The organism is Citrobacter sp. On2M (assembly GCF_018035235.1).
GTDB classification, from domain to species: domain Bacteria; phylum Pseudomonadota; class Gammaproteobacteria; order Enterobacterales; family Enterobacteriaceae; genus Citrobacter; species Citrobacter meridianamericanus.
Genome location: NZ_WPCV01000004.1, coordinates 318470 through 343110 on the forward strand (window position 1 = coordinate 318470; position 24641 = coordinate 343110).

The following is a 24641-nucleotide window of genomic DNA, read 5'->3' on the forward strand; positions in this document are numbered from 1 at the left end:
CGTGAGGGATGTCTTTATTATATACAGATATAGCACAGGCTATATTATATAGCTATTGCTAAAACGTTAATTTTTTGTGCCCACGCAACTCTGGTTTACAATGAGCCTTCTCTAATCAGATGCCGTTAACGCGTCACAGTAACGAGGAAGCAGAATGAGTCGTCGCGCAGGTACGCCAACAACAAAAAAAGTGACGCAATTGGTGAATGTCGAAGAACACGTTGAAGGGTTTCGTCAGGTTCGGGAGGCGCATCGCCGCGAGCTGATTGATGACTACGTAGAGCTGATTTCCGATCTCATTATTGAGGTGGGGGAGGCGCGCCAGGTTGATATGGCCGCGCGGCTTGGGGTTTCCCAGCCGACGGTTGCCAAAATGCTTAAGCGCCTGGCTTCCGTCGGGTTGATTGAAATGATCCCCTGGCGGGGCGTGTTTTTAACCGCAGAAGGAGAACGGCTGGCTCAGGAGAGTCGGGAGCGTCATCAGATCGTAGAGAATTTCCTGTTGATTTTAGGCATCAGCCCGGAAATTGCCCGTCGTGACGCGGAAGGAATGGAGCATCACGTCAGTAAGGAAACGCTGGAGGCTTTTAGCCGGTTTACGCAACAGCAAGGAACAGGCTCTGAATGAGTTTCCCTTTACTACGCGCCTTGCAGCGCGATCGCTTTTTCCAGCTGTTAATCATCGTCGGGGTTGCACTGAGCCTGTTCACGCCATTTGCGCCCCGGCTGTGGCCAGGTGCCATTGACTGGCACACGATTATTACGCTTAGCGGCCTGATGTTACTGACCAAAGGGGTCGAGCTCAGCGGCTATTTTGATGTGTTAGGGCGAAAAATGACCCGCCGCTTCAACACAGAACGCCAGGTGGGAATATTTATGGTGCTGGCGGCGGCGCTGCTGTCGACGTTTCTGACCAATGATGTGGCGTTGTTTATTGTTGTTCCGCTGACGATCACCCTGAAAAAATTATGCGCTATTCCGGTGAATCGCCTGATTATCTTTGAGGCGCTGGCGGTTAACGCCGGATCGTTGCTCACGCCAATAGGTAACCCGCAAAACATTCTGATGTGGGGGCGCTCTGGCTTGTCATTTGCCGCATTTACCTGGCAAATGGCGCCGCTTGCGGGGGCCATGATGCTGACGCTGGTGGTGCTGTGCTGGTTCAGTTTCCCGAATAAAGCATTGCATTATCACACCGGTACGTCCGCGCCTGACTGGCAACCGCGTCTGGTGTGGAGCTGTCTGGCATTGTATATCGTCTTCCTGGCGGCGTTGGAGTTAAAACAAGAGCTGTGGGGGCTGGCAATCGTCGCTGCAGGGTTCATGGTGCTGGCTCGCCGCGTGATCCTCAGCGTTGACTGGACGTTGCTGTTAGTGTTTATGGCGATGTTTATTGATGTGCACTTGCTGACGCAACTCCCGGCCTTGCAGGGGATCACCCACCAGATTGGCACGCTTTCAGCGCCGGGGCTGTGGTTGACGGCCATTGGCCTGTCGCAGTTTATCAGTAATGTTCCCAGTACAATTTTGCTGCTGAACTACGTCCCGCCGACGCTATTGCTGGCCTGGGCGGTCAATGTGGGCGGCTTTGGGCTGTTGCCGGGATCGCTGGCGAATCTTATTGCTTTGCGCATGGCAAACGACCGCCGGATCTGGTGGCGTTTTCATTGGTATTCGATGCCGATGCTGATATGGGCGGCGCTGGTGGGGTATGGTTTGTTGCTGATGCTGTCATAGCGGCGCAGAGACAATAAAAAAGGCGGATGATTCATCCGCCTTTTTCGTATCAGGTATGTGCTTAGTTCAGACGAACCGGCATACCAGAACGGTTCTGTACCGCCTGCTCAACGACGGCCTGATCGACGTCAGGCTGACCGGTGATGCTGGTAATGCTCTTATTCAGCGTAATTGGTACGATTTCCCCGCCTTCGAACTGTGCTTCAGTGGTAGACAGTGGGTTGTGTACCTCAATGTAACGGCTGCCGTCTGGTTCGGTAGTGGCTTTTACCGGCTCATCGATAAACTGTACGCGGGTGCCGACCGGCACATTTTCAAACAGGAACTTGATGTCGTCGTTACGCAGACGCACGCAACCATGGCTGACGCGTAAGCCGACGCCGAAGTTAGCATTGGTGCCGTGGATAGCGTACAGGCGACCGATATACAGCGCGTACAGCCCCATCGGGTTATCCGGACCTGCCGGAACAACGGCTGGCAGCGGTTCGCCCGCTGCGCGGTATTCCGCATGCATTTTCGCCGTAGGCGTCCAGGTTGGACCCGCTTTTTTACGTTCTACTTTGGTGGTCCAGTTGATTGGCGTGTCTTTGCCCAACTGACCGATACCGATCGGCAGAACAATGACGGTGTTAGTGCCTTTCGGGTAGTAGTACAGACGCATTTCAGCGCTGTTAATCACAATACCTTCATGCACGGTATCCGGCAGGATCAACTGCTGAGGGATGTTCAGCACGGTACCGCCTTTCGGCAGGAAGGTATCCACGCCCGGGTTAGCTTCCAGCATGTTAGACAGCCCCATCTGATACTCTGCCGCAAAATATTCCAGCGGTTGGGTGTTGCCTTCAGGAATCGTGATGACCTGGTTTTGGCCAATCAAACGGCTGCCATCGGTAGGCAGCGGGTACGTGACGGCAGAGGCGGTGTTACAAAAACCAACTATTGCGAGTGCCGCCGCGAAAAGCGTTGTTAATTTCATATTCATGTTCATGTATGCGAGATTCAGTGCCAGGCAGGCTAGTGGGTTGAGATTTATGTAGTGTTGGGCACGCATTATATGTGCAATCTGAGCAACAAGGAATTCGGATGTGTACTAAATCACATTTTTTTCCTCACGCTTTCACTTTACCCCTTCAGCATCAAGGCGCGATCTTATCGCAGACTTATGGCATAATAAGCGGTTTGTCACATATTTCTTTCTCTTTCAGGATACGCCAGTGTTAGTTTCCAGCAACGTCACCATGCAGTTCGGCAGTAAGCCGCTGTTTGAAAATATTTCCGTCAAATTTGGCGGCGGCAACCGTTACGGCCTGATTGGCGCGAACGGTAGCGGTAAATCCACTTTTATGAAAATTCTCGGCGGCGACCTCGAACCGACGCTGGGCAACGTTTCCCTCGATCCGAACGAGCGCATCGGTAAGCTGCGTCAGGATCAGTTCGCCTTTGAAGAATTCACCGTGCTTGACACTGTCATCATGGGTCACGGTGAACTGTGGGAAGTGAAGCAGGAGCGCGATCGCATTTATGCGCTGGCCGAGATGAGCGAAGAAGACGGCTATAAAGTTGCTGACCTCGAAGTTCAGTATGGCGAAATGGACGGCTATTCTGCGGAAGCGCGTGCGGGTGAACTGCTGCTGGGCGTCGGTATTCCGGTAGAGCAGCATTATGGTCCGATGAGCGAAGTCGCGCCCGGCTGGAAACTGCGTGTGCTTCTGGCACAGGCGCTGTTCTCTAACCCGGACATTCTGCTGCTCGACGAACCAACGAACAACCTGGATATCGACACCATTCGCTGGCTGGAGCAGACACTCAACGAGCGTGACAGCACCATGATCATCATTTCGCACGACCGTCACTTCCTGAACATGGTCTGTACGCACATGGCGGATCTGGACTACGGCGAACTGCGTGTTTATCCGGGTAACTACGACGAATACATGACAGCGGCAACTCAGGCGCGTGAACGTCTGCTGGCCGATAACGCCAAGAAGAAAGCACAGATTGCCGATCTGCAATCCTTCGTCAGCCGCTTTAGCGCCAACGCGTCTAAATCTCGTCAGGCAACCTCTCGTGCGCGCCAGATTGATAAGATTAAGCTTGACGAAGTGAAAGCGTCCAGCCGTCAGAACCCGTTCATCCGCTTCGAACAGGATAAGAAACTGTTCCGTAACGCGCTGGAAGTGGAAGCGCTGGCGAAAGGTTTTGATGAAGGCCCGCTGTTTAAAAACTTTAACCTGCTGCTGGAAGTGGGAGAGAAGGTTGCCATCATTGGTGCCAACGGCGTGGGTAAATCCACCATGCTGAAAACGTTGGTTGGCGATTTGCAGCCAGACAACGGTACCGTGAAGTGGTCTGAGAACGCCCAGGTTGGTTACTACGCGCAGGATCATGAATACGAGTTTGAAAACGATCTGACCGTTTTCGAATGGATGAGCCAGTGGAAACAAGAAGGCGATGATGAGCAGGTTGTGCGCAGCTTCCTTGGTCGTCTGCTGTTCAGCCAGGACGATATCAAGAAACCTGCAAAAGTGCTCTCCGGTGGTGAAAAAGGACGCATGCTGTTCGGTAAGCTGATGATGCAGAAACCGAATATCCTGGTGATGGATGAACCGACCAACCACCTGGATATGGAATCTATCGAGTCGCTGAACATGGCGCTGGAAATGTATCAGGGCACGTTGATCTTCGTTTCTCACGACCGTGAGTTCGTCAGTTCCCTGGCGACCCGCGTGATTGAGATTACGCCGGAACGCGTGATCGACTTCACCGGCAACTACGAAGATTACCTGCGTAGTAAAGGTATTGACGGTTAATTTACCCGTCGTCTTTCGTGTTACAGGTGTGTTGGCTGCACCTGTTCACCCCGGTCACTTACTTATGTAAGCTCCCGGGGATTTACAGGCTGACCGCCTTCCTGTAACGCGAAATACTTAGGGAAAATTGTGTAAGCTACATATTAAATAATCCCCAGCGCGCGTTTACCGTGGATATTCAAATCCTCCAGTGTGAAGCGTCCTTCCCAGTGAGTTTCATAATCCTCTCGAGGGAAATCACCCGGCGATGCGCCTTTTTCCAGCGCGGCTTTTACTTTGTGAGCGTAGGCCAGATTCTTTTCGCACATCGGTGCGGCAGGGATGTACATCACGTTGCCCCAACCTTGTTGATTTTCTACCGGCGCGACGGAGTGAATAACATCACAATGCCACCAGACGGAATCTCCGGCTTCCAGTTGTGGAATGCTGGTTAGCGCTTCAATCAGCAGCGGATGCCATTGCGCGGAAATCGGCAGGACTCTGCTGGGCGCTACGCCGCAAAGTTCATCTTCCGGCACATCGTCAAGCAATGGGCGTAACAGCACATACGCCATCGCTTCAGGAATAGGGACCACATGCAACAATCCCTGACCGGGCAGCATATCGGATAATGCAGTCCAGCCCTGGAAGGTACGGAATACTGAACATTTGGTGGTGTTATCCACGGTGTACTCTTCTACTTCGGTGCGATGCGCAGCCTGCCACGGATCGTACTCTTCCAGTTTACCATTGAAAACATTCGCAAAAACCTGCTGATATGCCGGCAGAAGCCAACGTTCCAGCGCGCCGGAATCCGTATGCGCGCCCAACCCTTTGGACGTTGTTCCCGGTGGACGACGACGTATGCGGTCAGGGTAGATAACGCTGACATCCGGGTTAAACCATTGTTTCCCTTCGCTTGTAAACGTCCACAGGCGATTAAGGAATGACTGTGCGTTGGCCATTTCTTCGCTCTGGCGGGCCTGCATCTGTGCCTGGGACCAGTAGATGGGGTAGATCTCCGGGCGGGATGCGCTGAGGGTGCCAAAAAAGTTATCACCGGGGCCTTTGTAGACCTCATCAAAATGGTTGCGATCCAAGTAATCGAGCATCGACTGATCCCATGCCAGCGCCTGTTCGCGGGGGAAATGCCCCTTAATAACCGCGCATCCGCGACGCTTAATTTCTTCACGCTGCTCTGCACTCACGTGACCCGCTTTGATATCCGCATAGGACAACACAGGCCATACCGGGGAGCCTTGCGCTTTGAGGGCGTTGATTTCCGCCACGCGGGTGGCAATGGCATCGCTCAGCTGGTTGAAGATCAACTGAACATCCCCAAGCTGTGCCCGCAGTTGCTGTTTCATCTGACGGATTGCCGCTTTGTGATCGGCAGGCAACGTGTCGCTGGTAAAAGTAAAAGCCATAACCACCTCGCATTAACTTTCATTCGAAACTAAATTTGATTGCAAGTGATAATATAAGTTAAAAATTAGTTAATGCAAGTTTAAAAATATGCTGGTGTGCGCAAAGTGAGAATAGAGTGAAAGCCGGGGCGAGCGCCCCGGTTATGGGATCAGCTGTTAAAAGGGGAGGTGTTGTCCAGCACCGCCTGAATCACGTTCAGCGCGCCTTGATGGTTATTGTCATCGGTCTGATAGCGGGCAATCGATTTGATGCTCTCTGCCGCATTGGCCATGGCGAAAGAGTAGTGCGCCATCTTCAACATTTCCGCGTCGTTACCGCTATCGCCAATGGCGACTACGTTTTGCGGTGACAGGTTCCAGCGTTTTAACAAACGGCTGATTCCGTTAGCTTTATGTAAGCCGGGAATGATCAGGTCGATAAACCCAAAGCCGCTGGTGACAGGCTTCATGATGCCATCAAGAGCAGTATGCAGGTGATCGATAACCAACGGGATTTGTTGGTCGGGTAAATTCAGCGAGAACTTGAACAGCACATCGTTGATGTCCTGATAATCCTTTACGGGTTTCAGGCGATGGTAGTGTTTTGCCATCAACGCGACAAAGGACTCTGGGGCATTTTCGCTCACGTAGGCGCTTTGCAGTCCACAGGCCACAAAGTTGAGCTGCTTATCTTTGAGCAGTTCGCCAATGACAATGCGTGATTCGTGGCGGGTAAGCTCACCGTGAAACAGCTGTTTGCCGTGTTCAAACACCAGTGCCCCGTTCTCGGCGACAAAAGAGATCTCATCTTTGAGCTCCGGGAAGAAGGATATTAGCTGGTAATACTGGTTGCCGCTGGCCACGACAAATTCAATATCTCGTTTTTTCAGTTCCTGATACTGCGCCATAAAGCGTACGCGATCGTAATGCTTGGCGTCGTCGAGAAAAGTTCCGTCCATGTCTGTGACGATAACTTTGATGGTCATACTTGCTCCTGGCTCATAACTGCGACCTGAAACATTTTAATAACAATGTGAGCTAAAGCACAAATTTAATTTCGAATGAAAGAGGGAGAGGGGCGATTGAGTGGGCCGGATAAGCAACTGCGCCATCCGGCAGTGGTGAGGGATGAGAACCGGATGTCGGTACGAGTACCTAATCCGGCTCACTGACCTTGCTTATAACATATGTTCAGTACGGGCGATGATATCGTCCTGCGCATCCGGAGACAGCGCGGTGAAGAAGGCGGAATAACCCGCTACACGCACCACCAGATCACGGTACTGATCCGGGTGTTTTTTGGCTTCAAGCAGCGTTTCACGAGAAACGATGTTGTACTGAATATGCCAACCTTTGTGCTCTTCAAAGAAGGTACGCAGCAAAATCATCAGCTTCTGTTTATCAGACTCATTTTCCAGCGTGGCCGGGTTCAGCTTCTGATTTAACAGCACGCCACCGAGGATTGAACCAGTAGGCAGTTTACCCACCGAGCCAATTACCGCCGTTGGACCGAGATGGTCCGTACCGGATGCCGGGCTTGCGCCTTCTGCCAGCGGGGTGTGCGCTTTACGGCCATCCGGCGTTGCCATGGTTGCCGCGCCGAACGGTACGTTTGCAGAGATAGACGAGGTCCCGGCGTAGTAGTTGCCGCCAACCGGACCACGGCCGTAACGCGGGTTGTGATACAGCTTCAGTTCGTCAATGTAAGTCTGATAAGCGCGGGCCAGCAGCGCATCAACGCTATCGTCATCGTTGCCGTACTTTGGCGCACCGTTTATCAGGCGTTGGCGCAACTGCTCGTGGGTCAGACCATCAAAATCATCGGCCAGCGCGGCGGCCAGCTGTTGTTGGCCGATAGCCCCCTGCTCGAAGACCAGTTTTTTCACTGCAGCCAGGCTGTTGCCGAGGTTGGCGATACCCACCTGCAGGCCGGATACCCAGTCATACTTCGCGCCACCTTGCTTAATACTTTTCGCACGTTCAATACAGTCATCTACCAGCGCGGAGCACAGAATATCGTGTACGTTTTCTTCCAGCATGGTGTCGACGACATACTCGATTTCGATGGATTTGCGCGTGTAATAGCGGATCTGCGTATCCCAGGCGTCCATCACTTCATCGAAATTATTAAAGTTGCCAGCTGAGAGCGCTTTCTCTTGCGGCAGGAATACTTTGCCGCTGGTGGCATCGCGTCCGCCTTCCAGCGCCGCCAGCATTACGCGGGCAAAGTTTATAAAACTCATGCCGGTGCAGCGGTAGCCCCATTTGCCGCCAACGGCGGTTTCGATGCAACCAATAGCCGCGTAGTCATAGGCGTCCTGCGGTTCAATGCCCAGCTTAATGAATTCCGGAATGACGATTTCGTCGTTGTTAAAGGCTGGCATCCCGAAGCCGCAACGGATCACCTGTACGCAGGCATCCAGGAAGTCGTTACTCATCCCCGCATGATAACGCACGCTGAGATTCGGCTGAGTGGAACGCAGTCTGCCACAGGACTCCAGAATGGCGTAGGAGAGCGGGTTGACGGCATCCATCGCCTGACCGTTGACCAGGTTCTGGCCACCAATGGTCACGTTCTGATACAGCGGGCTGCCCGCCGAGGCTTTCGAGTGGGAGCCGGAGCGGATTTTGTTCACTTCCAGCAGCTTCAGCCAGCAGCTGTGCAACAGCTCAATGGCGTGCTCACGATCGAGACTCTGGTTCAGTTCTACGTCACGACGATAGAACGGATAGAGGTACTGATCCATACGACCAAATGATACCGAGTGACCGTTCGATTCAATTTGCAGGATTAGCTGGATGAAGTAGCACAACTGTAGCGCCTGCCAGAACGTTTTTGGCGGTTCATGGGCGATGACATCGCAGTTTTCCGCCATGGTCAGCAATTCATCACGGCGGCTGGTGCGCGTTTCTGTGGACGCCATTTTACGTGCCAGTGCGGCAAAGCGCTCAATGTGCAGACTGACGGCTTCCAGCACAATATCAATCGCTTTCAGGAACTGATCGCCATGGAGGTCTTGCAGACAAGTCAGATTGATGCGGGAACGACGTTCATCGACTTTATGGCGCAGGCCGTCGAGACCTTTTTCCAGCAATAGCGGGAAGTTCACCGCCAGGTGCGCGTCACCGGAGGTCATATTACCTTCAGCTTTGATAATGCCTGTTTCCAGCAGCCCTTTTTGTTCGTCAGTAAACATGCCGTAGCAGCGATCCTGTACGGTCTGACCGCGCCACCACGGACACACTTCGTGCAATACGCGCTTGTTCTCTTCACTTACCGCGAAACCTGCGCCAGGCCTGTCGGCAAGATCGTCGATCTCTTTTTCAATCCAGGAGACGGTGTATTCCGGGAAGATTGGCGCGGCGCGGACTTCGCTTGCCTGGTTACCGATGATTAGCTCGTCATGCTTGATCCAGATAGTGCGTTCCGCCAGGTGATGAGCCAGTGCCAGCGCGCGGCGAACCGGGATGGGTTTATCCAGATGCTGCTGATACATCTCGGTATAGTGCTGGGCGCGCTCGGTACAAACCGGTGGTTTCACAATGTGGATCAAGGCCGTTTTATGCGCTTTGATACGGTCGCTAAGTGTGTCCAGTTTCAGAGTGGTCATGGCGATTATCCTCGTAGGGTCGCGGTTAAACCTTTAAGGCTGGCGTACTGCTGGGCAAATTCGAGCAGCGCAGGCGCATCAAGCGGTTTATCCGGGGCATTGTAGGGTTGATTGAGTAAGTGGTATTTGTTGATGCCCAGCGTGTGGTAGGGCAAAAAATGGATCTCTCCGACGTGGAGTTCGTCGGCGGCAAAATCGGTAATGGCCTGAATAGCCGCTTCGTCAGCATTGAATCCCTGAATCAGCGGGACGCGGATAATTATTTTTTTACCGGCGGCGGCCAGTTTTTTCAGGTTTTCCAGCACGCGAGAGGCGCTGCCATCAGTCCACTGTTTAAACGGCGCATCGGCGACATGTTTTAAATCGGCCAGGAACAGATCAACGTAAGGTAACGAAGGTTCGATATACTTCCATGGAACATGCAGACAAGTCTCTACCGCAGTATGAATGCCCGCCTCGTGGCTGGCCTGGAATAATTTAGCCGCCAGCTCTGGCTGCATAAACGGTTCGCCACCGGAAAGAGTGAGCCCCCCACCGCTGCGATCGTAAAACGGTTTATCACGTAATACGGTCGCCATGATGTCATCCACGCTTTTTACCTCTCCACAGACGGTCAGCGCCTGGGTAGGGCAGCAGTGGGTCAGCGCCGTCAGAGCATTATCGGTCAGTTTTTCGCGATGAATCAGCAACCCGCTCAGCGCCCGCTCAATCACTGCCGGTGCTGCCTTAGCACAAAGATCGCAACCATCGAGGCACAGACGTGCGTCATAAAGCAGATCCTGCGTCCGGGCGCGACTTTCCGGATTCTGACACCACCGACAGCCCAGGGAACATCCCTTAAAAAACACCACGGTGCGGATACCGGGACCATCATGAGTGGAATAGCGCTGGATATTAAAAATCATAAGCGGCCTCTTTTCTTTCATATAAAGATTAAATTACTTTCGAATGAAAGTTATATTGACGTGCGTCAACTAACCGTGAGGTTTCGCCGTGCTACCTTTTATTCATGCTAATTATTCGTTTGAGGAAAGGTTATGGAACTCTATTTAGATACGTCTGACGTTGCCGCAGTTAAAACGCTGGCGCGTGTTTTTCCGCTGGCAGGGGTGACCACTAACCCAAGCATTGTGGCGGCAGGTAAGCAAACGCTGGATGTGTTACTGCCGCAACTGCAGGACGCAATGGGCGGGCAAGGACGTCTGTTTGCTCAGGTAATGGCGACCACCGCCGAAGGGATGGTCAGCGATGCGCGTAAACTGCGGGCAATCATCGCGGATATCGTCGTGAAAGTGCCGGTTACGGCAGAAGGTCTGACGGCGATTAAGTTGCTGAAAGAAGAAGGTATCCCGACGCTGGGTACTGCGGTTTACGGTGCTGCTCAGGGGCTTTTAGCTGCGCTTGCGGGGGCGGAATATGTCGCGCCATACGTTAACCGCGTGGATGCTCAGGGGGGAGATGGCATTCAAACGGTGACCGATCTGCAGGCCTTATTGAAAATGCATGCCCCACACGCCAAAGTGCTGGCCGCCAGTTTCAAAACGCCGCGTCAGGCGCTGGATTGCCTGCTGGTGGGCTGCGAGTCCATCACGCTGCCGTTGGATGTCGCTCAACAGATGATAAGCTCTCCGGCTGTTGATGCTGCCGTAGCCAAGTTCGAGCATGACTGGCAGAGCGCATTTGGCCGTACTTCTATTTAAGCCAGAGTGCCGGGACTCCTCCCGGCATTATTGCCCGCAGACCTCACACCCTGGATTACGCATCAGTTTCATTTCACGAAACTGGCAGGTCATGGCGTCGTACATGACGATTTTTCCAGATGCCGGTTTACCGTAGTTTGCCAGCAGCTTAATGGCTTCCATCGCCTGTAACGATCCGATTACCCCGATCAGGGGAGCCATTACGCCGGCCTCTACGCAGGTCAGGGCGTTTTCACCGAACAGGCGGCTCAGACAACGGTAGCAGGGCTCGCCTTCCTGATACGTAAAGACGGTAATTTGTCCTTCCATGCGGATTGCCGCACCAGAAACCAGCGGAATCTTCGCGACATAGCATCCGGCATTCAGCTGATTACGAATGCTGACGTTATCCGTACAGTCCAGCACCAAATCGTGTTCGGCGATAAGTCTGTGAATCTCACTATCGTCCAGTAGCGCATTCACTGGCGTAGTGGCGACATAGGGGTTAATCCGCGCCAGGGCGTCGCGGGCGGATAGCACTTTCGGCTGTCCAACGGTTGCATCGCTGTGCAGCGTCTGACGTTGGAGATTTGACACGGAGACCGTGTCAAAGTCGAGCAGGGTTAAATTTCCGACGCCTGCGCCCGCAAGATACTGAGTTGCCGCGCATCCCAGTCCGCCCAGACCAACGACCAGTACCCGCGCCTCCTTGAGCGCTTCCTGACCTTCGAAATCGAAGCCGCGCAGAATGATTTGCCGGTTATAGCGCATCATCTCCTGGTCGCTGAGTTCTGCCATTACAGGCCTCCAAACAGTGCGTTAAACGGCTCGACCTCAACCCATTCTCCGGCTTCGACGTTACCACGATCGCGTTCCAGCACGATAAAACAGTTGCCCATGCTAAAGGAGCTAAAAATATGTGAGCCCTGATGTCCGGTGGTGGTGACTTCCAGTTCACCTTCTGCATTGCGCTGCAATACACCGCGCTGAAAATCCAGACGGCCAGGCGTTTTCTTCAGGCGTGATGCGGTGCGCACGCGCTGGCGTGGAGGCAGTCCACAGGCGGTGTTACCGCTGAGTTTTGCCAGTAGCGGTTGGACCAGTTGATAAAAGGTGAGGGCCGCAGACACCGGGTTACCCGGCAGGCCGCAAAACCAGCTATTGCTCAGTTTGCCAAAGGCGAACGGTTTGCCCGGTTTGATGGCCAGCTTCCAGAAGGCGATTTCTCCCAGCTCTTCCAGAATAGTTTTGGTGTAATCCGCTTCGCCAACTGAAACACCACCGGAGCTGATAACGACGTCAGCCTGGCTGTCGGCTTCGATAAAAGCGGCGCGCAACGCGTTGGGATCGTCGCGAATAATTCCTAAGTTGATCACCTCGCAGCCTAACTGCTGCAGCATAAGGTGAACGGTCAGACGGTTAGTGTCATAAATCTGTCCGTCCTCCAGCGGCTGACCAGGCAATTGCAGTTCATCGCCGGTGGAAAACAGCGCCACGCGGACTTTGCGCACAACGGGGGCATCGGCAATACCGAGCGAAGCCAGCACAGGAAGCTCGGCAGTTGTCAGGCGAGTCCCGGCGGGAAACACCACCGCGCCGTTTGCAATATCTTCACCGCGCAGACGTATATTTTGCCCACTGCGGACTTTGGCGGTAAAGCGCACACCGTCGTCCGTTTGTTCCGTTTGTTCCTGCATCACTACTGCTTCGCAACCGGCAGGAACCGGGGCACCGGTCATAATGCGGATGCAGGTTCCCGCAGACCATTCGCCATGGAAAGGCTGACCAGCAAAGGCATTACCCGCTACCGCAAGAGGCTGCTCAGTGTGTAAATCGGCTAATCGCACCGCATAGCCATCCATTGCCGAGTTATCGAATCCCGGGACATCAATCGGGGAGACGATGTCGGTGGCCAGAATGCGGCCAAAGCATTCAACCAGTGGTAGCGTTTCGACGGCGGTGAGCGGGGTGATACGCGAAAGCATCTGAGAGAGAGCCGTTTCAAGCGGCATCAGTCCGGCGGTAAATTCCATGAGAAGACTCCTGCGAGGCAAAATCGAATCCGCTTATTATGTCAGAAAATGGACGCGGACAGTATGCCACCTCAGACTTAGGATCAGATATGCTCCAGGTTTTATGCCAGAAGTAGCGTGACAGAAAAAATGCAGTATAGACTCACTATTTCCGCTCTTTTTCCCCTGGGGGCTAGATGACTAATATTATCCCGAACGCAATTCGACGACAGGTGGATGCCGCCAGTACGCTCATCCGCCAGATTTTCGAAGGCAATCTTGTCGCCATTCATTTGTATGGTTCTGCTGTTGAAGGCGGCTTAAAACCCCAAAGCGATATAGATTTGTTGGTCACCTTACGTAAACCAATGGATGCCTGGCAAAGAAAAAAAGTGATGCAGGATTTGTTGAACATCTCTGCACCTCCCGGCACCTCAGAGCAATATCGCGCGCTGGAAGTCACCATCATTCTCTACTCGCAGGTTGTACCCTGGCGATTCCCACCTGCGAGGGAGATGCAGTTTGGCGAATGGTTGCGTGATGATATCTGCGCTGGCGTGTTTGAACCGGCGCAGGAAGATCCCGATCTTTCTATTCTGCTGGCCCAGGCCCGGCGCGCCAGCATACCGTTATTCGGCGAACCCGCTGAGACGTTATTCAACGTAATTCCTTTTACCGATGTCGTGCAAACATTCCGACATATTCTTGAGATGTGGCAGACACCGGACGATTTAATAGGGGACGAGCGTAATATCATCCTTGCTCTGGCACGCATCTGGTATAGCGTGGTTACGGGCAATATTGTCGCTAAAGATGAGGCTGCGTCCTGGCTCATACCGCAATTACCCGTTGAGCACGCTGGTACGCTGCAAGCTGCGCGTGCGGAATACCTGGGGTTAACCAAACAGAACTGGGCTGCGTGTATGCCGTCTGTTGAACGCTTTGTGTTTTATGCAAAAAAACAGATTACCGATCGCTTGAATTAATTTATTCAATAACGTCGAGGAATCTTCTTTCTGTTGAACACCGCTGCATGACCTGATGCGATGGGGTGTGCGGGGCGGGCCTTTACCTTTACATGACGTCTGCATCTTTCTATATTCAAAAATCGAATCAATATGCTACAGAAATTCTGATATTTATAACCCCGGAACGAGCCACCTTATGGACGAATAAAATGGGTAAAGCAGTCATTGCAATTCACGGCGGCGCAGGGGCTATCACCCGCGCGCAGCTGAGCCAGGAGCAAGAGTTGCGTTATATACAGGCGCTGTCGGATATCGTTGAAACCGGCCAGCGGATGCTTGAAGACGGTCGTAGCGCACTGGATGTGGTTACCGAAGCCGTACGTTTGCTGGAAGAGTGTCCGTTGTTTAACGCCGGAATTGGCGCGGTGTATACCCGTGATGAAACCCATGAGCTGGACGCCTGCGTGATGGACGGTAATACGCTGAACGCTGGTGCCGTCGCCGGGGTAAGCCATTTGCGAAACCCGATTCTCGCAGCGCGCCTGGTGATGGAACGCAGCCCCCACGTCATGATGATTGGTGAAGGGGCAGAAAATTTTGCCATTGCGCAGGGTATGGCGCGTGTTTCGGCGGATATTTTCTCGACGCCAGAACGCTACGCACAGCTGCTGGCAGCGCAAGCGGTGGGGGATACGGTGCTGGATCACAGCGCGACTCCGCTGGATGAAAACAACAAAATGGGTACCGTGGGTGCGGTTGCGCTGGATATGTTTGGCAATCTGGCGGCGGCAACTTCGACCGGCGGGATGACCAACAAATTACCGGGGCGGGTGGGTGATAGTCCGCTGGTCGGCGCAGGCTGTTATGCCAATAACGCAAGTGTGGCTGTCTCCTGCACCGGAACCGGTGAAGTTTTTATTCGTGCGCTGGCGGCCTATGACATTGCGGCGTTGATGGATTATGGCGGTTTGAGTTTATCAGAGGCGTGTGAGCGCGTAGTGATGGAAAAATTACCGGCACTCGGTGGTAGCGGCGGTTTAATTGCCATCGATCATGAGGGCAATGTTGCTTTGCCGTTTAACAGCGAAGGCATGTACCGCGCCTGGGGATACGCAGGCGATACGCCCACCACCGGTATTTATCGGGAAAAAGGAGATACCGTTGCCACACAGTGATGAGCTTGATGCCAGTGATGTGCTGTCCGTCAGCAACCTGAATATTGCCTTTGAACAGGAGCAGCAGCGCATTAGCGCGGTGCGCAATCTGTCGTTTCGCCTGAAGCGTGGCGAAACGCTGGCGATAGTGGGCGAGTCTGGTTCAGGAAAGTCGGTCACGGCCTTGTCGCTGATGCGTCTGATTGAACAGTCAGGCGGTGAGGTGAGCTGCGATGAAATGCTTCTTCGACGCCGTAATCGACAGGTTATTGAGCTGGGTGAACAGAGCGCATCGCAGATGCGTCACGTACGGGGCGCGGATATTGCCATGATCTTCCAGGAGCCCATGACATCGCTCAATCCGGTATTTACCGTGGGTGAGCAAATTGCCGAGTCAATCCGCTTGCATCAGGGAGCCAGCCACGAAGAGGCGATGGTGGAAGCTAAACGGATGCTCGACCAGGTGCGTATCCCTGAGGCGAAGGCGATTTTGTCGCGCTATCCGCACCAGCTTTCCGGCGGCATGCGTCAGCGGGTGATGATCGCCATGGCGCTGTCGTGCCGCCCTGCGGTTTTGATTGCCGATGAACCTACCACCGCGCTGGACGTGACGATTCAGGCGCAGATCCTGCAACTGATAAAAGTGTTGCAGCAGGATATGTCGATGGGGGTGATTTTTATTACCCATGACATGGGCGTGGTGGCGGATATTGCCGACCGTGTGCTGGTGATGTATCAGGGCGAGGCGGTAGAAACCGGCAGCGTAGAGCAGATTTTTCATGCTCCCCAACATCCTTACACCAAAGCACTGCTGGCAGCCGTGCCGCAGCTTGGGGCGATGAGCGGACAAGCCTATCCGCGCCGGTTTCCGCTCATTTCGTTACACGATCCCAGTCATATAGAGCCCCAGACTGAACAGGATACCGTGGTTGAAGGCGAGCCAATTCTACAGGTACGTAACCTGGTGACGCGATTTCCTCTGCGTAGCGGCATTTTTAATCGGGTCACTCGCGAGGTGCATGCGGTAGAAAACGTCAGCTTTGACCTGTGGCCCGGAGAAACGCTCTCGTTGGTGGGCGAGTCGGGATGTGGGAAATCCACCACCGGGCGCGCGCTGCTGCGCCTTGTCGAGTCTCAGCGCGGAGAAATCATTTTTAATGGACAGCGTATTGATACTCTGGCCGCCAGTAAATTACAGCCGTTGCGTCGGGATATTCAGTTTATTTTTCAGGACCCGTATGCTTCACTCGATCCACGTCAGACGGTGGGATATTCCATTTTAGAGCCGCTACGGGTCCATGGATTACTGCAAGGTGATGCGGCGGCAAAACGGGTTGCATGGCTGCTGGAACGCGTAGGATTGCTCCCTGAGCATGCCTGGCGCTATCCGCACGAGTTTTCCGGTGGTCAGCGTCAGCGTATCTGCATTGCCCGGGCGCTGGCGCTCAATCCCAAAGTGATTATTGCCGATGAGTCCGTCTCGGCGCTGGATGTCTCAATTCGTGGGCAAATTATCAACCTGTTGCTCGACCTGCAGCGGGAAATGGGGATCGCGTACCTGTTTATTTCCCACGACATGGCGGTGGTGGAGCGCATTAGTCATCGTGTGGCGGTGATGTATCTTGGACAAATCGTTGAGATTGGCCCCCGACGCGCGGTGTTTGAAAATCCGCAGCACCCGTACACCCGCAAACTGATGGCGGCAGTCCCGGTCGCCGATCCATCGCATCACCGACCGCAGCGTGTGCTGTTGTCGGATGATATCCCCAGCAATATTCGCAAACGCGGTGAAGATATTTCCCCCGTTTCACTCCAGTTAGTGGGCCCGGGGCATTATGTTGCGCGCGGGCAGCCAGACAATGCGCTTTCGCGTTTATAACAGGCAGGCAGGGTTTAAGGAGAATAACATGACAAAAATTGTTGCTCGGAAATGGCTGGTTGCTGTGGGAGTGGCCTCTGCGCTGGCCGCATCGCCTGGCTGGGCCGCCAAAGACGTAGTGGTGGCGGTAGGATCCAATTTCACCACGCTCGACCCCTATGACGCGAACGACACGTTGTCGCAGGCAGTAGCGAAGTCGTTTTATCAGGGACTGTTTGGCCTTGATAAAGAGATGAAGCTGAAAAATGTGCTGGCGGAGAGCTATACGGTTTCTGATGATGGCCTGACTTACACTCTTAAGCTGCGTCAGGGCGTGAAATTTCAGGATGGCACCGACTTCAACGCCGAGGCAGTTAAAGCTAACCTCGACCGGGCCAGCAATCCGGAGAATCGTCTGAAACGCTACAACCTGTATAAGAATATCGATAAAACCGAGGTTGTCGATCCGTCAACGGTGAAGATTACGCTGAAGCAGCCGTTCTCTGCATTTATCAATATCCTGGCGCACCCGGCAACGGCGATGATTTCTCCCGCCGCGTTGGAGAAATATGGCAAGGAGATTGGTTTCCACCCTGTCGGCACCGGGCCATATCAACTTGATACCTGGAATCAGACGGATTTTGTGAGGGTTAAGAAGTTCGCGGGTTACTGGCAGCAAGGGCTGCCAAAGCTGGACACGATTACCTGGCGTCCGGTGACCGACAACAACACGCGCGCGGCCATGCTACAGACCGGGGAAGCCCAGTTTGCCTTCCCGATCCCTTACGAGCAGGCGGCGTTACTGGCGAAGAACAAAAACCTGGAACTGGTGGCGAGTCCGTCTATCATGCAGCGTTATATCAGCATGAACGTCACGCAAAAACCGTTCGATAACCCGAAGGTGCGTGAGGCGCTGAATTATGCCATCAATCGTCAGGCGCTGGTGAAAGTGGCGTTTGCCGGTCACGCGACGCCGGCAACGGGCGTTCTTCCGCCATCGATAGCTTACGCGCAAAGTTATACGCCATGGCCATACGATCCGGCGAAAGCGCGCGAGCTGCTGAAAGAAGCGGGTTATCCGAACGGTTTTACTACCACGCTGTGGTCTTCGCATAACCACAGTACCGCGCAGAAAGTGCTGCAATTTACCCAGCAGCAGCTGGCGCAGGTGGGTATTAAGGCACAGGTGACGGCGATGGATGCTGGTCAGCGCGCCGCGGAAGTCGAGGGTAAAGCGCAGAAAGAGAGCGGGGTGCGGATGTTCTACACCGGCTGGTCTGCCTCTACCGGGGAAGCGGACTGGGCGCTGTCACCGCTGTTTGCATCACAAAACTGGCCGCCAACGCTGTTTAATACGGCGTTCTACAGCAATAAACAGGTGGACAGTGATTTAGCGGCGGCATTGAAAACCAACGATCCGGCGCAGAAAGCGAAGCTGTACAAGGATGCGCAGGATATCATCTGGAAAGAGTCGCCGTGGATCCCGCTGGTTGTAGAAAAACTGATTTCGGCGCACAGCACCAGACTGACCGGGTTCTGGATCATGCCGGATACCGGATTTAGCTTTGATGATGCGGATTTAAAATAAGCGATTCATTCGGCCCCGCAAACCAGGGGCCGGCAAAGGGAGCGTGATGCTTAACTATGTTTTCAAGCGCCTGCTGGGGTTGATTCCAACGCTGTTGATTGTTGCGGTGCTGGTGTTTTTATTTGTTCACCTGCTACCCGGCGATCCGGCCCGGTTGATTGCCGGACCGGAAGCCGACGCCGAGGTGATCGAACTGGTGCGTACGCAGTTGGGTCTGGACCAGCCGCTGCATATTCAGTTCTGGCATTACATGACCAACGTGTTGCAAGGTGACTTCGGGATCTCGATGGTTTCTCGTCGCCCGGTTGCAGAAGAGATAGCCAGTCGTTTTATGCCGTCGCTATGGCTGACCATTGCCAGTATGGCGTGGGCGGTGTTATTTGGCATGACGGCAGGGATTATCGCTGCGGTATGGCGCAATCGCTGGCCGGACAGATTGAGTATGACGCTGGCGGTCACCGGGATCTCTTTTCCGGCTTTTGCGCTCGGTATGCTGCTCATGCAGATATTCTCCGTTGAGCTTGGGTGGTTGCCAACCGTTGGCGCTGACACCTGGCTGCACTATATCCTTCCGTCAATTACGCTGGGTGCGGCGGTGGCCGCGGTGTTAGCCCGGTTTACTCGCGCATCGTTCGTCGATGTGCTCGGTGAAGACTATATGCGTACCGCGCGGGCCAAAGGGGTGAGTGAAACATGGGTAGTATTAAAACATGGTTTGCGTAATGCGATGATCCCAGTGGTCACCATGATGGGGCTACAGTTTGGCTTTTTGCTTGGCGGTTCTATTGTGGTTGAGAAGGTGTTCAACTGGCCTGGTCTTGGGCGACTGTTGGTGGACTCAGTCGAAATGCGTGACTACCCGGTGATTCAGGCCGAGGTGTTGTTGTTTTCTCTGGAGTTTATTCTTATTAACTTAGTGGTGGATGTGCTTTACGCCGCCATTAATCCGGCTATCAGGTACAAGTAAGGATGCGATTTTTTAACTGGCGCCGACAGGCGATTTTAAATGCAATGCCTCTTGTTAAGCCAGAGCAGATACGCACGCCGTGGCATGAGTTCTGGCGTCGTTTTCGCCGTCAGCGCATGGCGATGATTGCGGGTGTATTTGTCCTGGTCCTGATCGCGGTGGCGGTTTTTGCTCGCTGGTTGACGCCATTCGATGCCGAGAACTACTTCGATTATGACCGATTAAATGATGGCCCCTCAATGCTGCATTGGTTTGGCGTTGACTCGCTGGGGCGGGATATTTTTAGCCGCGTGCTGGTTGGCGCGCAAATCTCGCTGGCGGCGGGGGTCTTTGCCGTATTTATTGGCGCGGCGATTGGCACGGTGCTGGGTCTGCTGGCGGGATACTACGAGGGCTGGTGGGATCGGCTGATTATGCGTATCTGCGATGTGCTGTTCGCCTTTCCCGGCATTCTGCTGGCGATAGCCGTGGTCGCCGTGCTGGGCAGCGGCATTGCGAACGTGATTATTGCCGTGGCCATTTTCTCCATTCCTGCCTTCGCGCGCCTGGTGCGCGGAAATACGCTGGTGCTGAAGCAGCAGACGTTTATTGAATCTGCGCGCAGTATTGGTGCCAGCGATGCGACCATCATTTTTAACCATATCTTGCCGGGGACGGTTTCATCGATCGTGGTCTTTTTTACCATGCGAATCGGCACGTCGATTATTTCTGCCGCAAGCCTGTCATTTCTGGGATTGGGCGCACAGCCGCCGACCCCGGAGTGGGGGGCTATGCTCAATGAAGCACGGGCGGATATGGTGATCGCGCCGCACGTGGCGATTTTTCCGGCGGTGGCGATATTTCTGACGGTGCTGGCGTTTAATTTGTTGGGCGATGGCCTTCGCGACGCGCTGGACCCGAAGATAAAAGGATAAATTCAGGCCTGATAAGACGCGCTAGCGTCGTCATCAGGCGTTGCCGGATGCGGCGTAACGCCTTATCCGGCCTACGGTTGAGTTACGCTTATTAAACGCGTGAACCCCACAGATCGTATTCATCTGCGTTTTCGACTTTCACGCGAACGATATCGCCAGGCTTCACCCTTGTTTCGCCATTCAGGTATACCGCGCCGTCGATTTCCGGGGCATCAGCCATGCTGCGACCAATCGCGCCTTCTTCGTCAACTTCGTCCACGATGACCAGAATTTCGCGGCCCACTTTCTCCTGCAAACGCTCAGCAGAGATCTGCTGTTGCAACTGCATAAAGCGGTTCCAGCGTTCTTCTTTCACCTCTTCCGGGACTTGATCCGGCAGCTCATTGGCTCCTGCACCCTCTACCGGACTGTATTTAAAGCAGCCCACGCGGTCCAGACGCGCTTCCTTCAGGAAGTCGAGCAGCATCTGGAAGTCCTCTTCCGTTTCGCCCGGGAAGCCGACAATAAAGGTTGAACGCAACGTCAGCTCAGGACAGATTTCACGCCACTGTTTGATGCGCGCCAGCTGTCTGTCCACGGAGCCTGGGCGTTTCATCAGCTTGAGAATACGCGGGCTGGCATGCTGCAGCGGGATGTCCAGATACGGCAGGATTTTCCCTTGCGCCATCAGTGGGATCACATCATCAACGTGTGGGTACGGGTAAACATAATGCAGACGCGTCCAGATCCCCAGTTTTGATAACTGCTCGCAAAGATCAACCATGCTGGTTTTGACCGGCTCGCCGTTATGGAAACCGGTACGATGCTTCACATCCACACCGTAAGCGGAGGTATCCTGAGAAATCACTAAAATTTCTTTAACGCCCGCATCGACCAGACGTTTAGCTTCGCTGAGAACATCGCCAATCGGACGACTCACCAGATCGCCACGCATCGACGGAATAATGCAGAAGGTGCAGCGGTGGTTACAGCCTTCAGATATCTTCAGATAGGCATAATGGCGCGGTGTTAGCTTGACGCCCTGTTCAGGAACCAGGCTCAGGAACGGATTATGCTTTGGTTTGGGCACGTAATGGTGTACGTGCTCCAGAACCTGCTCGTAGCTATGCGGCCCGGTGATTTCCAGCACCTTCGGGTGGACTTCACGGATCTGATCGACTTTTGCGCCCAGACAGCCGGTGACGATCACCTTGCCGTTTTCGTTCAGCGCTTCGCCAATCGCTTCCAGAGACTCCTGGACTGCGCTGTCGATAAAGCCGCAGGTGTTAACGATGACCATATCCGCGTCGTCGTAGCTTGGCACGACATCATAGCCTTCGGTACGAAGTTCGGTCAGGATGCGCTCAGAATCGACAAGGTTTTTCGGGCAGCCGAGGGAGACAAAGCCGATTTTCGGCTGGTGGGTTACATTGCTCATAGCGTAAAAAGTGTTCAGTTATTGGAATATTCAGGGCAGGGATTCTACAGAGTTCTGAACAAAAATTGTATCGCAATCTCATTCCATCAGCGGCCTGCCCGGCCTGGAATTAAAGATTATTTGTAAATTATGTTAATTTTAAGTGATGGATTGATCCTGGACACGACTTTGTTCAAAAATTAACCATACTATTAAGTTGCACCATAGTTGGAAAGAGGAGGAACAAAGTATGGTTGTTGACAGACTGAGAACCGATCTTCTCAACAAATTGATAAATGCCCGTATCGAACTTGCCGCTTATCTGCTGTTGAGAAAAGCGAAAGGCTACATGTCAGTCAGCGAGAGCGATCGTCTGCGTGATAATTTTTTTGCACTGAATCGCGAATTGCACGAGCAATCACAGCTTCACGGTATGCATCTTGATCAGGAAGAGTGGAATGCCCTTCATCGTGCTGAAGGGGCGTTAGCCGCCGCTGCTGTTTGTCTGATGAGTGGACATCACGATTGTCCAACGTTTATCGCCGTTAACGCAGAGAAACTGGAAAACTGCCTGACAACGCTGACGCTGAGTATCCAGAGTTTAGAATCTTACCCAACGCTGGAACTCGTCTGAATCAGGGGGAGGGCGCTCCCCCTTTTCGTTAAGATTATGTAAATATGACGGGATAATTCCCCTTGCTGGCTACGCTTTATGCAGAGCCATTAAGGAGGTGTTATGCGTCGATTCTTGCTCTGTGCTATTCCACTTGCGCTGTTTTCCTCTTATGCCGCCGCGGTAAAAGTGGAAGTGCTGCAAACCAAACTCGATCACCCGTGGTCGCTGGCTTTTTTACCCGATAATCGCGGTATGCTCATTACGCTTAAAGGCGGTCAGCTTCGACTCTGGCAGTCTGGGAAGGGGCTTTCCGACCCGCTGACTGGTGTCCCCAAAGTCTGGGCGGAGGGGCAGGGGGGACTGCTTGATGTGGCGTTGGCCCCGGATTTTACCCAATCCCGCCGGGTGTGGCTAAGCTTCGCGGAAGCCGATAGTGAAGGTAAAGCCGGCACGGCGGTAGGTTTCGCAAGACTGAGCGACGATCTCAAACATCTGCAAGGGTTTCAGACCGTTTTTCGCCAACAGCCAAAGCTCTCTACCGGAAACCATTTTGGTGGACGTATGGTGTTTGATGGCAACGGCTATCTGTTTATTGGCCTCGGTGAGAATAACCAACGTTCAACTGCTCAGGATTTGGATAAGCTGCAGGGCAAGGTCGTACGGCTGACCGATGAGGGCAAAATTCCACCGGATAATCCGTTTGTGAATATGGCGGGAGCGCGGGCAGAGATTTGGTCGTATGGCATCCGCAACCCGCAGGGGATGGCGATGAATCCGTGGAGTGATGTGTTGTGGCTCAATGAGCATGGTCCACGCGGAGGCGATGAAATCAATATCCCGGAGAAAGGGAAAAACTACGGCTGGCCGCTCGCGACCTGGGGCGTTAACTACAGTGGGCTTAAAATTCCTGAAGCAAAAGGCCAAATTGTTGCGGGTACGGAGCAACCTATCTTTTACTGGGAAAAGTCACCTGCGGTCAGCGGAATGGCTTTTTATAATAGCGATACTTTCCCGCAATGGCGGCAGAAGTTGTTCGTCGGTGCGTTGAAAGAGAAAGCGGTGATCGTACTGAGCGTTAAAGGGAATACCGTCGCCGAAGAGGAGCGTCTGTTGCAGGAAAGGGGGCAAAGGATCCGTGATGTGCGCGTCGGACCAGACGGTTATTTGTACGTGTTAACCGACGAGTCCGACGGGGAATTACTAAAAGTGAGTCCCTGATTGAGTTAGCTGACCGGGATCATCACGATTTTTTGAAACGCCGGGCGCTCGGTCAGTTGTTGATACCAGCGTTCCAGATGCGGGCGCGGGGTCCAGCTCAGGCCAACGTTGTACAGATTATAGATGAACGGCGCAACGGCGATATCGGCAGTGCCAAATTCAGCTCCGGAGAACCATGGCTGGTCCGCCAGCGCGTTGTCCAGTATGGCAAACAGGTTATCGCATACCTTCGCTCCGGCCTCAATGGCCGCCATGTCGCGTTTCTCCGCCGGCGTTCTGACCAGACCAAATAAGATAACCCGATGCGCAGGACTCAGCGTCTGGTTCGCCCAGTCCATCCATTTTTCACCGACGGCGCGCGTGGCCGGGGCGTCAATCCACAAACGATTTTGTCCATACTGAGCCGCCAGATAGCGAACAATGGTATTGGATTCCCACAATACAACATCGGTTTCATCATCGCGTAGCAGCGGGACTAGTCCGTTTGGGTTCAGAGCCAGATAGTCGGCATCGTGGTTACCACCATGCTGTCCACCCGCCAGAATTTGGTTATACGGCAGTTCCAGTTCTTCGAGCGTCCACAATACTTTTTTTACGTTGGTCGAGTTATTGCGACCCCACAATGTAATCATAGTAACCCCGCAAATAAATTGAGCAGCTTTATGGCTGCAAATGTCGTCTGGCTCGCTCACATGGTGGGGTAAACCTAATATTTACGCAACAAAGTC

General features: G+C 53.6%; 21 protein-coding genes. 12 read left to right on the forward strand and 9 right to left on the reverse strand.

Going from position 1 to position 24641, the window contains the following annotated elements; all coding sequences use genetic code 11:
- The first annotated feature begins 154 nt into the window (after positions 1–154).
- On the forward strand, positions 155–628 hold the full coding sequence (gene mntR / locus On2M_RS11860; protein WP_187252747.1) for a manganese-binding transcriptional regulator MntR: 474 nt from the start codon (positions 155–157) through the stop codon (positions 626–628).
- Positions 625–1737 carry an anion transporter gene (locus tag On2M_RS11865; protein ID WP_151219616.1) on the forward strand — a complete coding sequence of 371 codons (1113 nt, stop codon included), beginning with the start codon at positions 625–627 and terminating at the stop codon, positions 1735–1737. Before mntR ends, On2M_RS11865 begins: the two co-directional genes overlap by 4 nt.
- Before the next feature lie 61 nt (positions 1738–1798).
- Here the strand turns inward: On2M_RS11865 and ldtB are convergent, their stop codons facing one another.
- Positions 1799–2719, reverse strand: coding sequence for a L,D-transpeptidase (gene ldtB / locus On2M_RS11870; protein WP_048233825.1), 921 nt, complete (start codon positions 2717–2719; stop codon positions 1799–1801).
- Positions 2720–2951: 232 nt separating this feature from the next.
- Between ldtB and On2M_RS11875 the strand changes: the two genes are divergently transcribed.
- On the forward strand, positions 2952–4547 hold the full coding sequence (locus tag On2M_RS11875) for an ABC-F family ATPase (protein ID WP_103768890.1): 1596 nt from the start codon (positions 2952–2954) through the stop codon (positions 4545–4547).
- 143 nt (positions 4548–4690) lie between these two features.
- Here On2M_RS11875 and On2M_RS11880 read toward each other — a convergent pair whose 3' ends face one another.
- From On2M_RS11880 to On2M_RS11895, 4 genes are all read right to left on the reverse strand, one after another.
- Entirely contained in the window at positions 4691–5953 is a 1263-nt protein-coding gene (locus On2M_RS11880; protein ID WP_210904865.1) for a DUF1479 domain-containing protein, read from the reverse strand.
- A 149-nt stretch (positions 5954–6102) separates the two neighbouring features.
- Positions 6103–6918 carry a Cof-type HAD-IIB family hydrolase gene (locus tag On2M_RS11885; protein WP_151224996.1) on the reverse strand — a complete coding sequence of 272 codons (816 nt, stop codon included), beginning with the start codon at positions 6916–6918 and terminating at the stop codon, positions 6103–6105.
- A gap of 192 nt (positions 6919–7110) precedes the next feature.
- On the reverse strand, positions 7111–9543 hold the full coding sequence (locus tag On2M_RS11890) for a glycyl radical protein (protein WP_187252744.1): 2433 nt from the start codon (positions 9541–9543) through the stop codon (positions 7111–7113).
- 5 nt (positions 9544–9548) lie between these two features.
- Positions 9549–10448, reverse strand: a complete 900-nt coding sequence (locus On2M_RS11895) for a glycyl-radical enzyme activating protein (protein ID WP_151219618.1) — start codon at positions 10446–10448, stop codon at positions 9549–9551.
- 132 nt (positions 10449–10580) lie between these two features.
- Between On2M_RS11895 and fsa the strand changes: the two genes are divergently transcribed.
- Entirely contained in the window at positions 10581–11243 is a 663-nt protein-coding gene (gene fsa / locus On2M_RS11900) for a fructose-6-phosphate aldolase (protein ID WP_151219619.1), read from the forward strand.
- A gap of 27 nt (positions 11244–11270) precedes the next feature.
- On the opposite strand, the gene moeB is transcribed toward fsa, so the two are convergent.
- Together moeB and moeA are read right to left on the reverse strand one after the other, a co-directional pair.
- Positions 11271–12020 carry a molybdopterin-synthase adenylyltransferase MoeB gene (gene moeB, locus On2M_RS11905; RefSeq protein WP_210904866.1) on the reverse strand — a complete coding sequence of 250 codons (750 nt, stop codon included), beginning with the start codon at positions 12018–12020 and terminating at the stop codon, positions 11271–11273.
- Positions 12020–13255: a molybdopterin molybdotransferase MoeA gene (moeA, locus tag On2M_RS11910; RefSeq protein ID WP_210904867.1), complete on the reverse strand. Its 1236-nt coding sequence runs from the start codon at positions 13253–13255 to the stop codon at positions 12020–12022. The genes moeB and moeA overlap by 1 nt, the downstream gene beginning before the upstream one ends.
- Positions 13256–13431: 176 nt before the next feature.
- Between moeA and On2M_RS11915 the strand changes: the two genes are divergently transcribed.
- The 6 genes from On2M_RS11915 to gsiD all read left to right on the forward strand — a co-directional run bounded on the left by On2M_RS11915 (position 13432) and on the right by gsiD (position 20683).
- Positions 13432–14220 carry an aminoglycoside adenylyltransferase family protein gene (locus On2M_RS11915; protein WP_151219622.1) on the forward strand — a complete coding sequence of 263 codons (789 nt, stop codon included), beginning with the start codon at positions 13432–13434 and terminating at the stop codon, positions 14218–14220.
- Positions 14221–14411: 191 nt separating this feature from the next.
- Positions 14412–15377 (forward strand): beta-aspartyl-peptidase, encoded by a 966-nt coding sequence (gene iaaA / locus On2M_RS11920; RefSeq protein ID WP_151224999.1) that lies wholly within the window; start codon positions 14412–14414, stop codon positions 15375–15377.
- Complete coding sequence (gsiA, locus tag On2M_RS11925; RefSeq protein WP_210904868.1) at positions 15364–17235, forward strand: glutathione ABC transporter ATP-binding protein GsiA; 1872 nt, start codon at positions 15364–15366, stop codon at positions 17233–17235. The genes iaaA and gsiA overlap by 14 nt, the downstream gene beginning before the upstream one ends.
- A 28-nt stretch (positions 17236–17263) precedes the next feature.
- Positions 17264–18802 carry a glutathione ABC transporter substrate-binding protein GsiB gene (gene gsiB, locus On2M_RS11930; RefSeq protein ID WP_210904869.1) on the forward strand — a complete coding sequence of 513 codons (1539 nt, stop codon included), beginning with the start codon at positions 17264–17266 and terminating at the stop codon, positions 18800–18802.
- 46 nt (positions 18803–18848) lie between these two features.
- Positions 18849–19769 (forward strand): glutathione ABC transporter permease GsiC, encoded by a 921-nt coding sequence (gene gsiC / locus On2M_RS11935; protein ID WP_151219626.1) that lies wholly within the window; start codon positions 18849–18851, stop codon positions 19767–19769.
- 2 nt (positions 19770–19771) lie between these two features.
- Complete coding sequence (gsiD, locus tag On2M_RS11940; RefSeq protein WP_151219627.1) at positions 19772–20683, forward strand: glutathione ABC transporter permease GsiD; 912 nt, start codon at positions 19772–19774, stop codon at positions 20681–20683.
- A 91-nt stretch (positions 20684–20774) separates the two neighbouring features.
- On the opposite strand, the gene rimO is transcribed toward gsiD, so the two are convergent.
- Positions 20775–22100, reverse strand: a complete 1326-nt coding sequence (gene rimO / locus On2M_RS11945; protein WP_151219628.1) for a 30S ribosomal protein S12 methylthiotransferase RimO — start codon at positions 22098–22100, stop codon at positions 20775–20777.
- Between the two features lie 229 nt (positions 22101–22329).
- Between rimO and bssR the strand changes: the two genes are divergently transcribed.
- Together bssR and On2M_RS11955 are read left to right on the forward strand one after the other, a co-directional pair.
- Positions 22330–22713 (forward strand): biofilm formation regulator BssR, encoded by a 384-nt coding sequence (gene bssR, locus On2M_RS11950; protein WP_151219629.1) that lies wholly within the window; start codon positions 22330–22332, stop codon positions 22711–22713.
- Between the two features lie 102 nt (positions 22714–22815).
- Positions 22816–23913 carry a PQQ-dependent sugar dehydrogenase gene (locus On2M_RS11955; protein ID WP_210904870.1) on the forward strand — a complete coding sequence of 366 codons (1098 nt, stop codon included), beginning with the start codon at positions 22816–22818 and terminating at the stop codon, positions 23911–23913.
- Between the two features lie 5 nt (positions 23914–23918).
- On the opposite strand, the gene On2M_RS11960 is transcribed toward On2M_RS11955, so the two are convergent.
- Positions 23919–24545 carry a glutathione S-transferase family protein gene (locus On2M_RS11960; protein WP_151219631.1) on the reverse strand — a complete coding sequence of 209 codons (627 nt, stop codon included), beginning with the start codon at positions 24543–24545 and terminating at the stop codon, positions 23919–23921.
- Positions 24546–24641 lie beyond the last annotated feature (96 nt).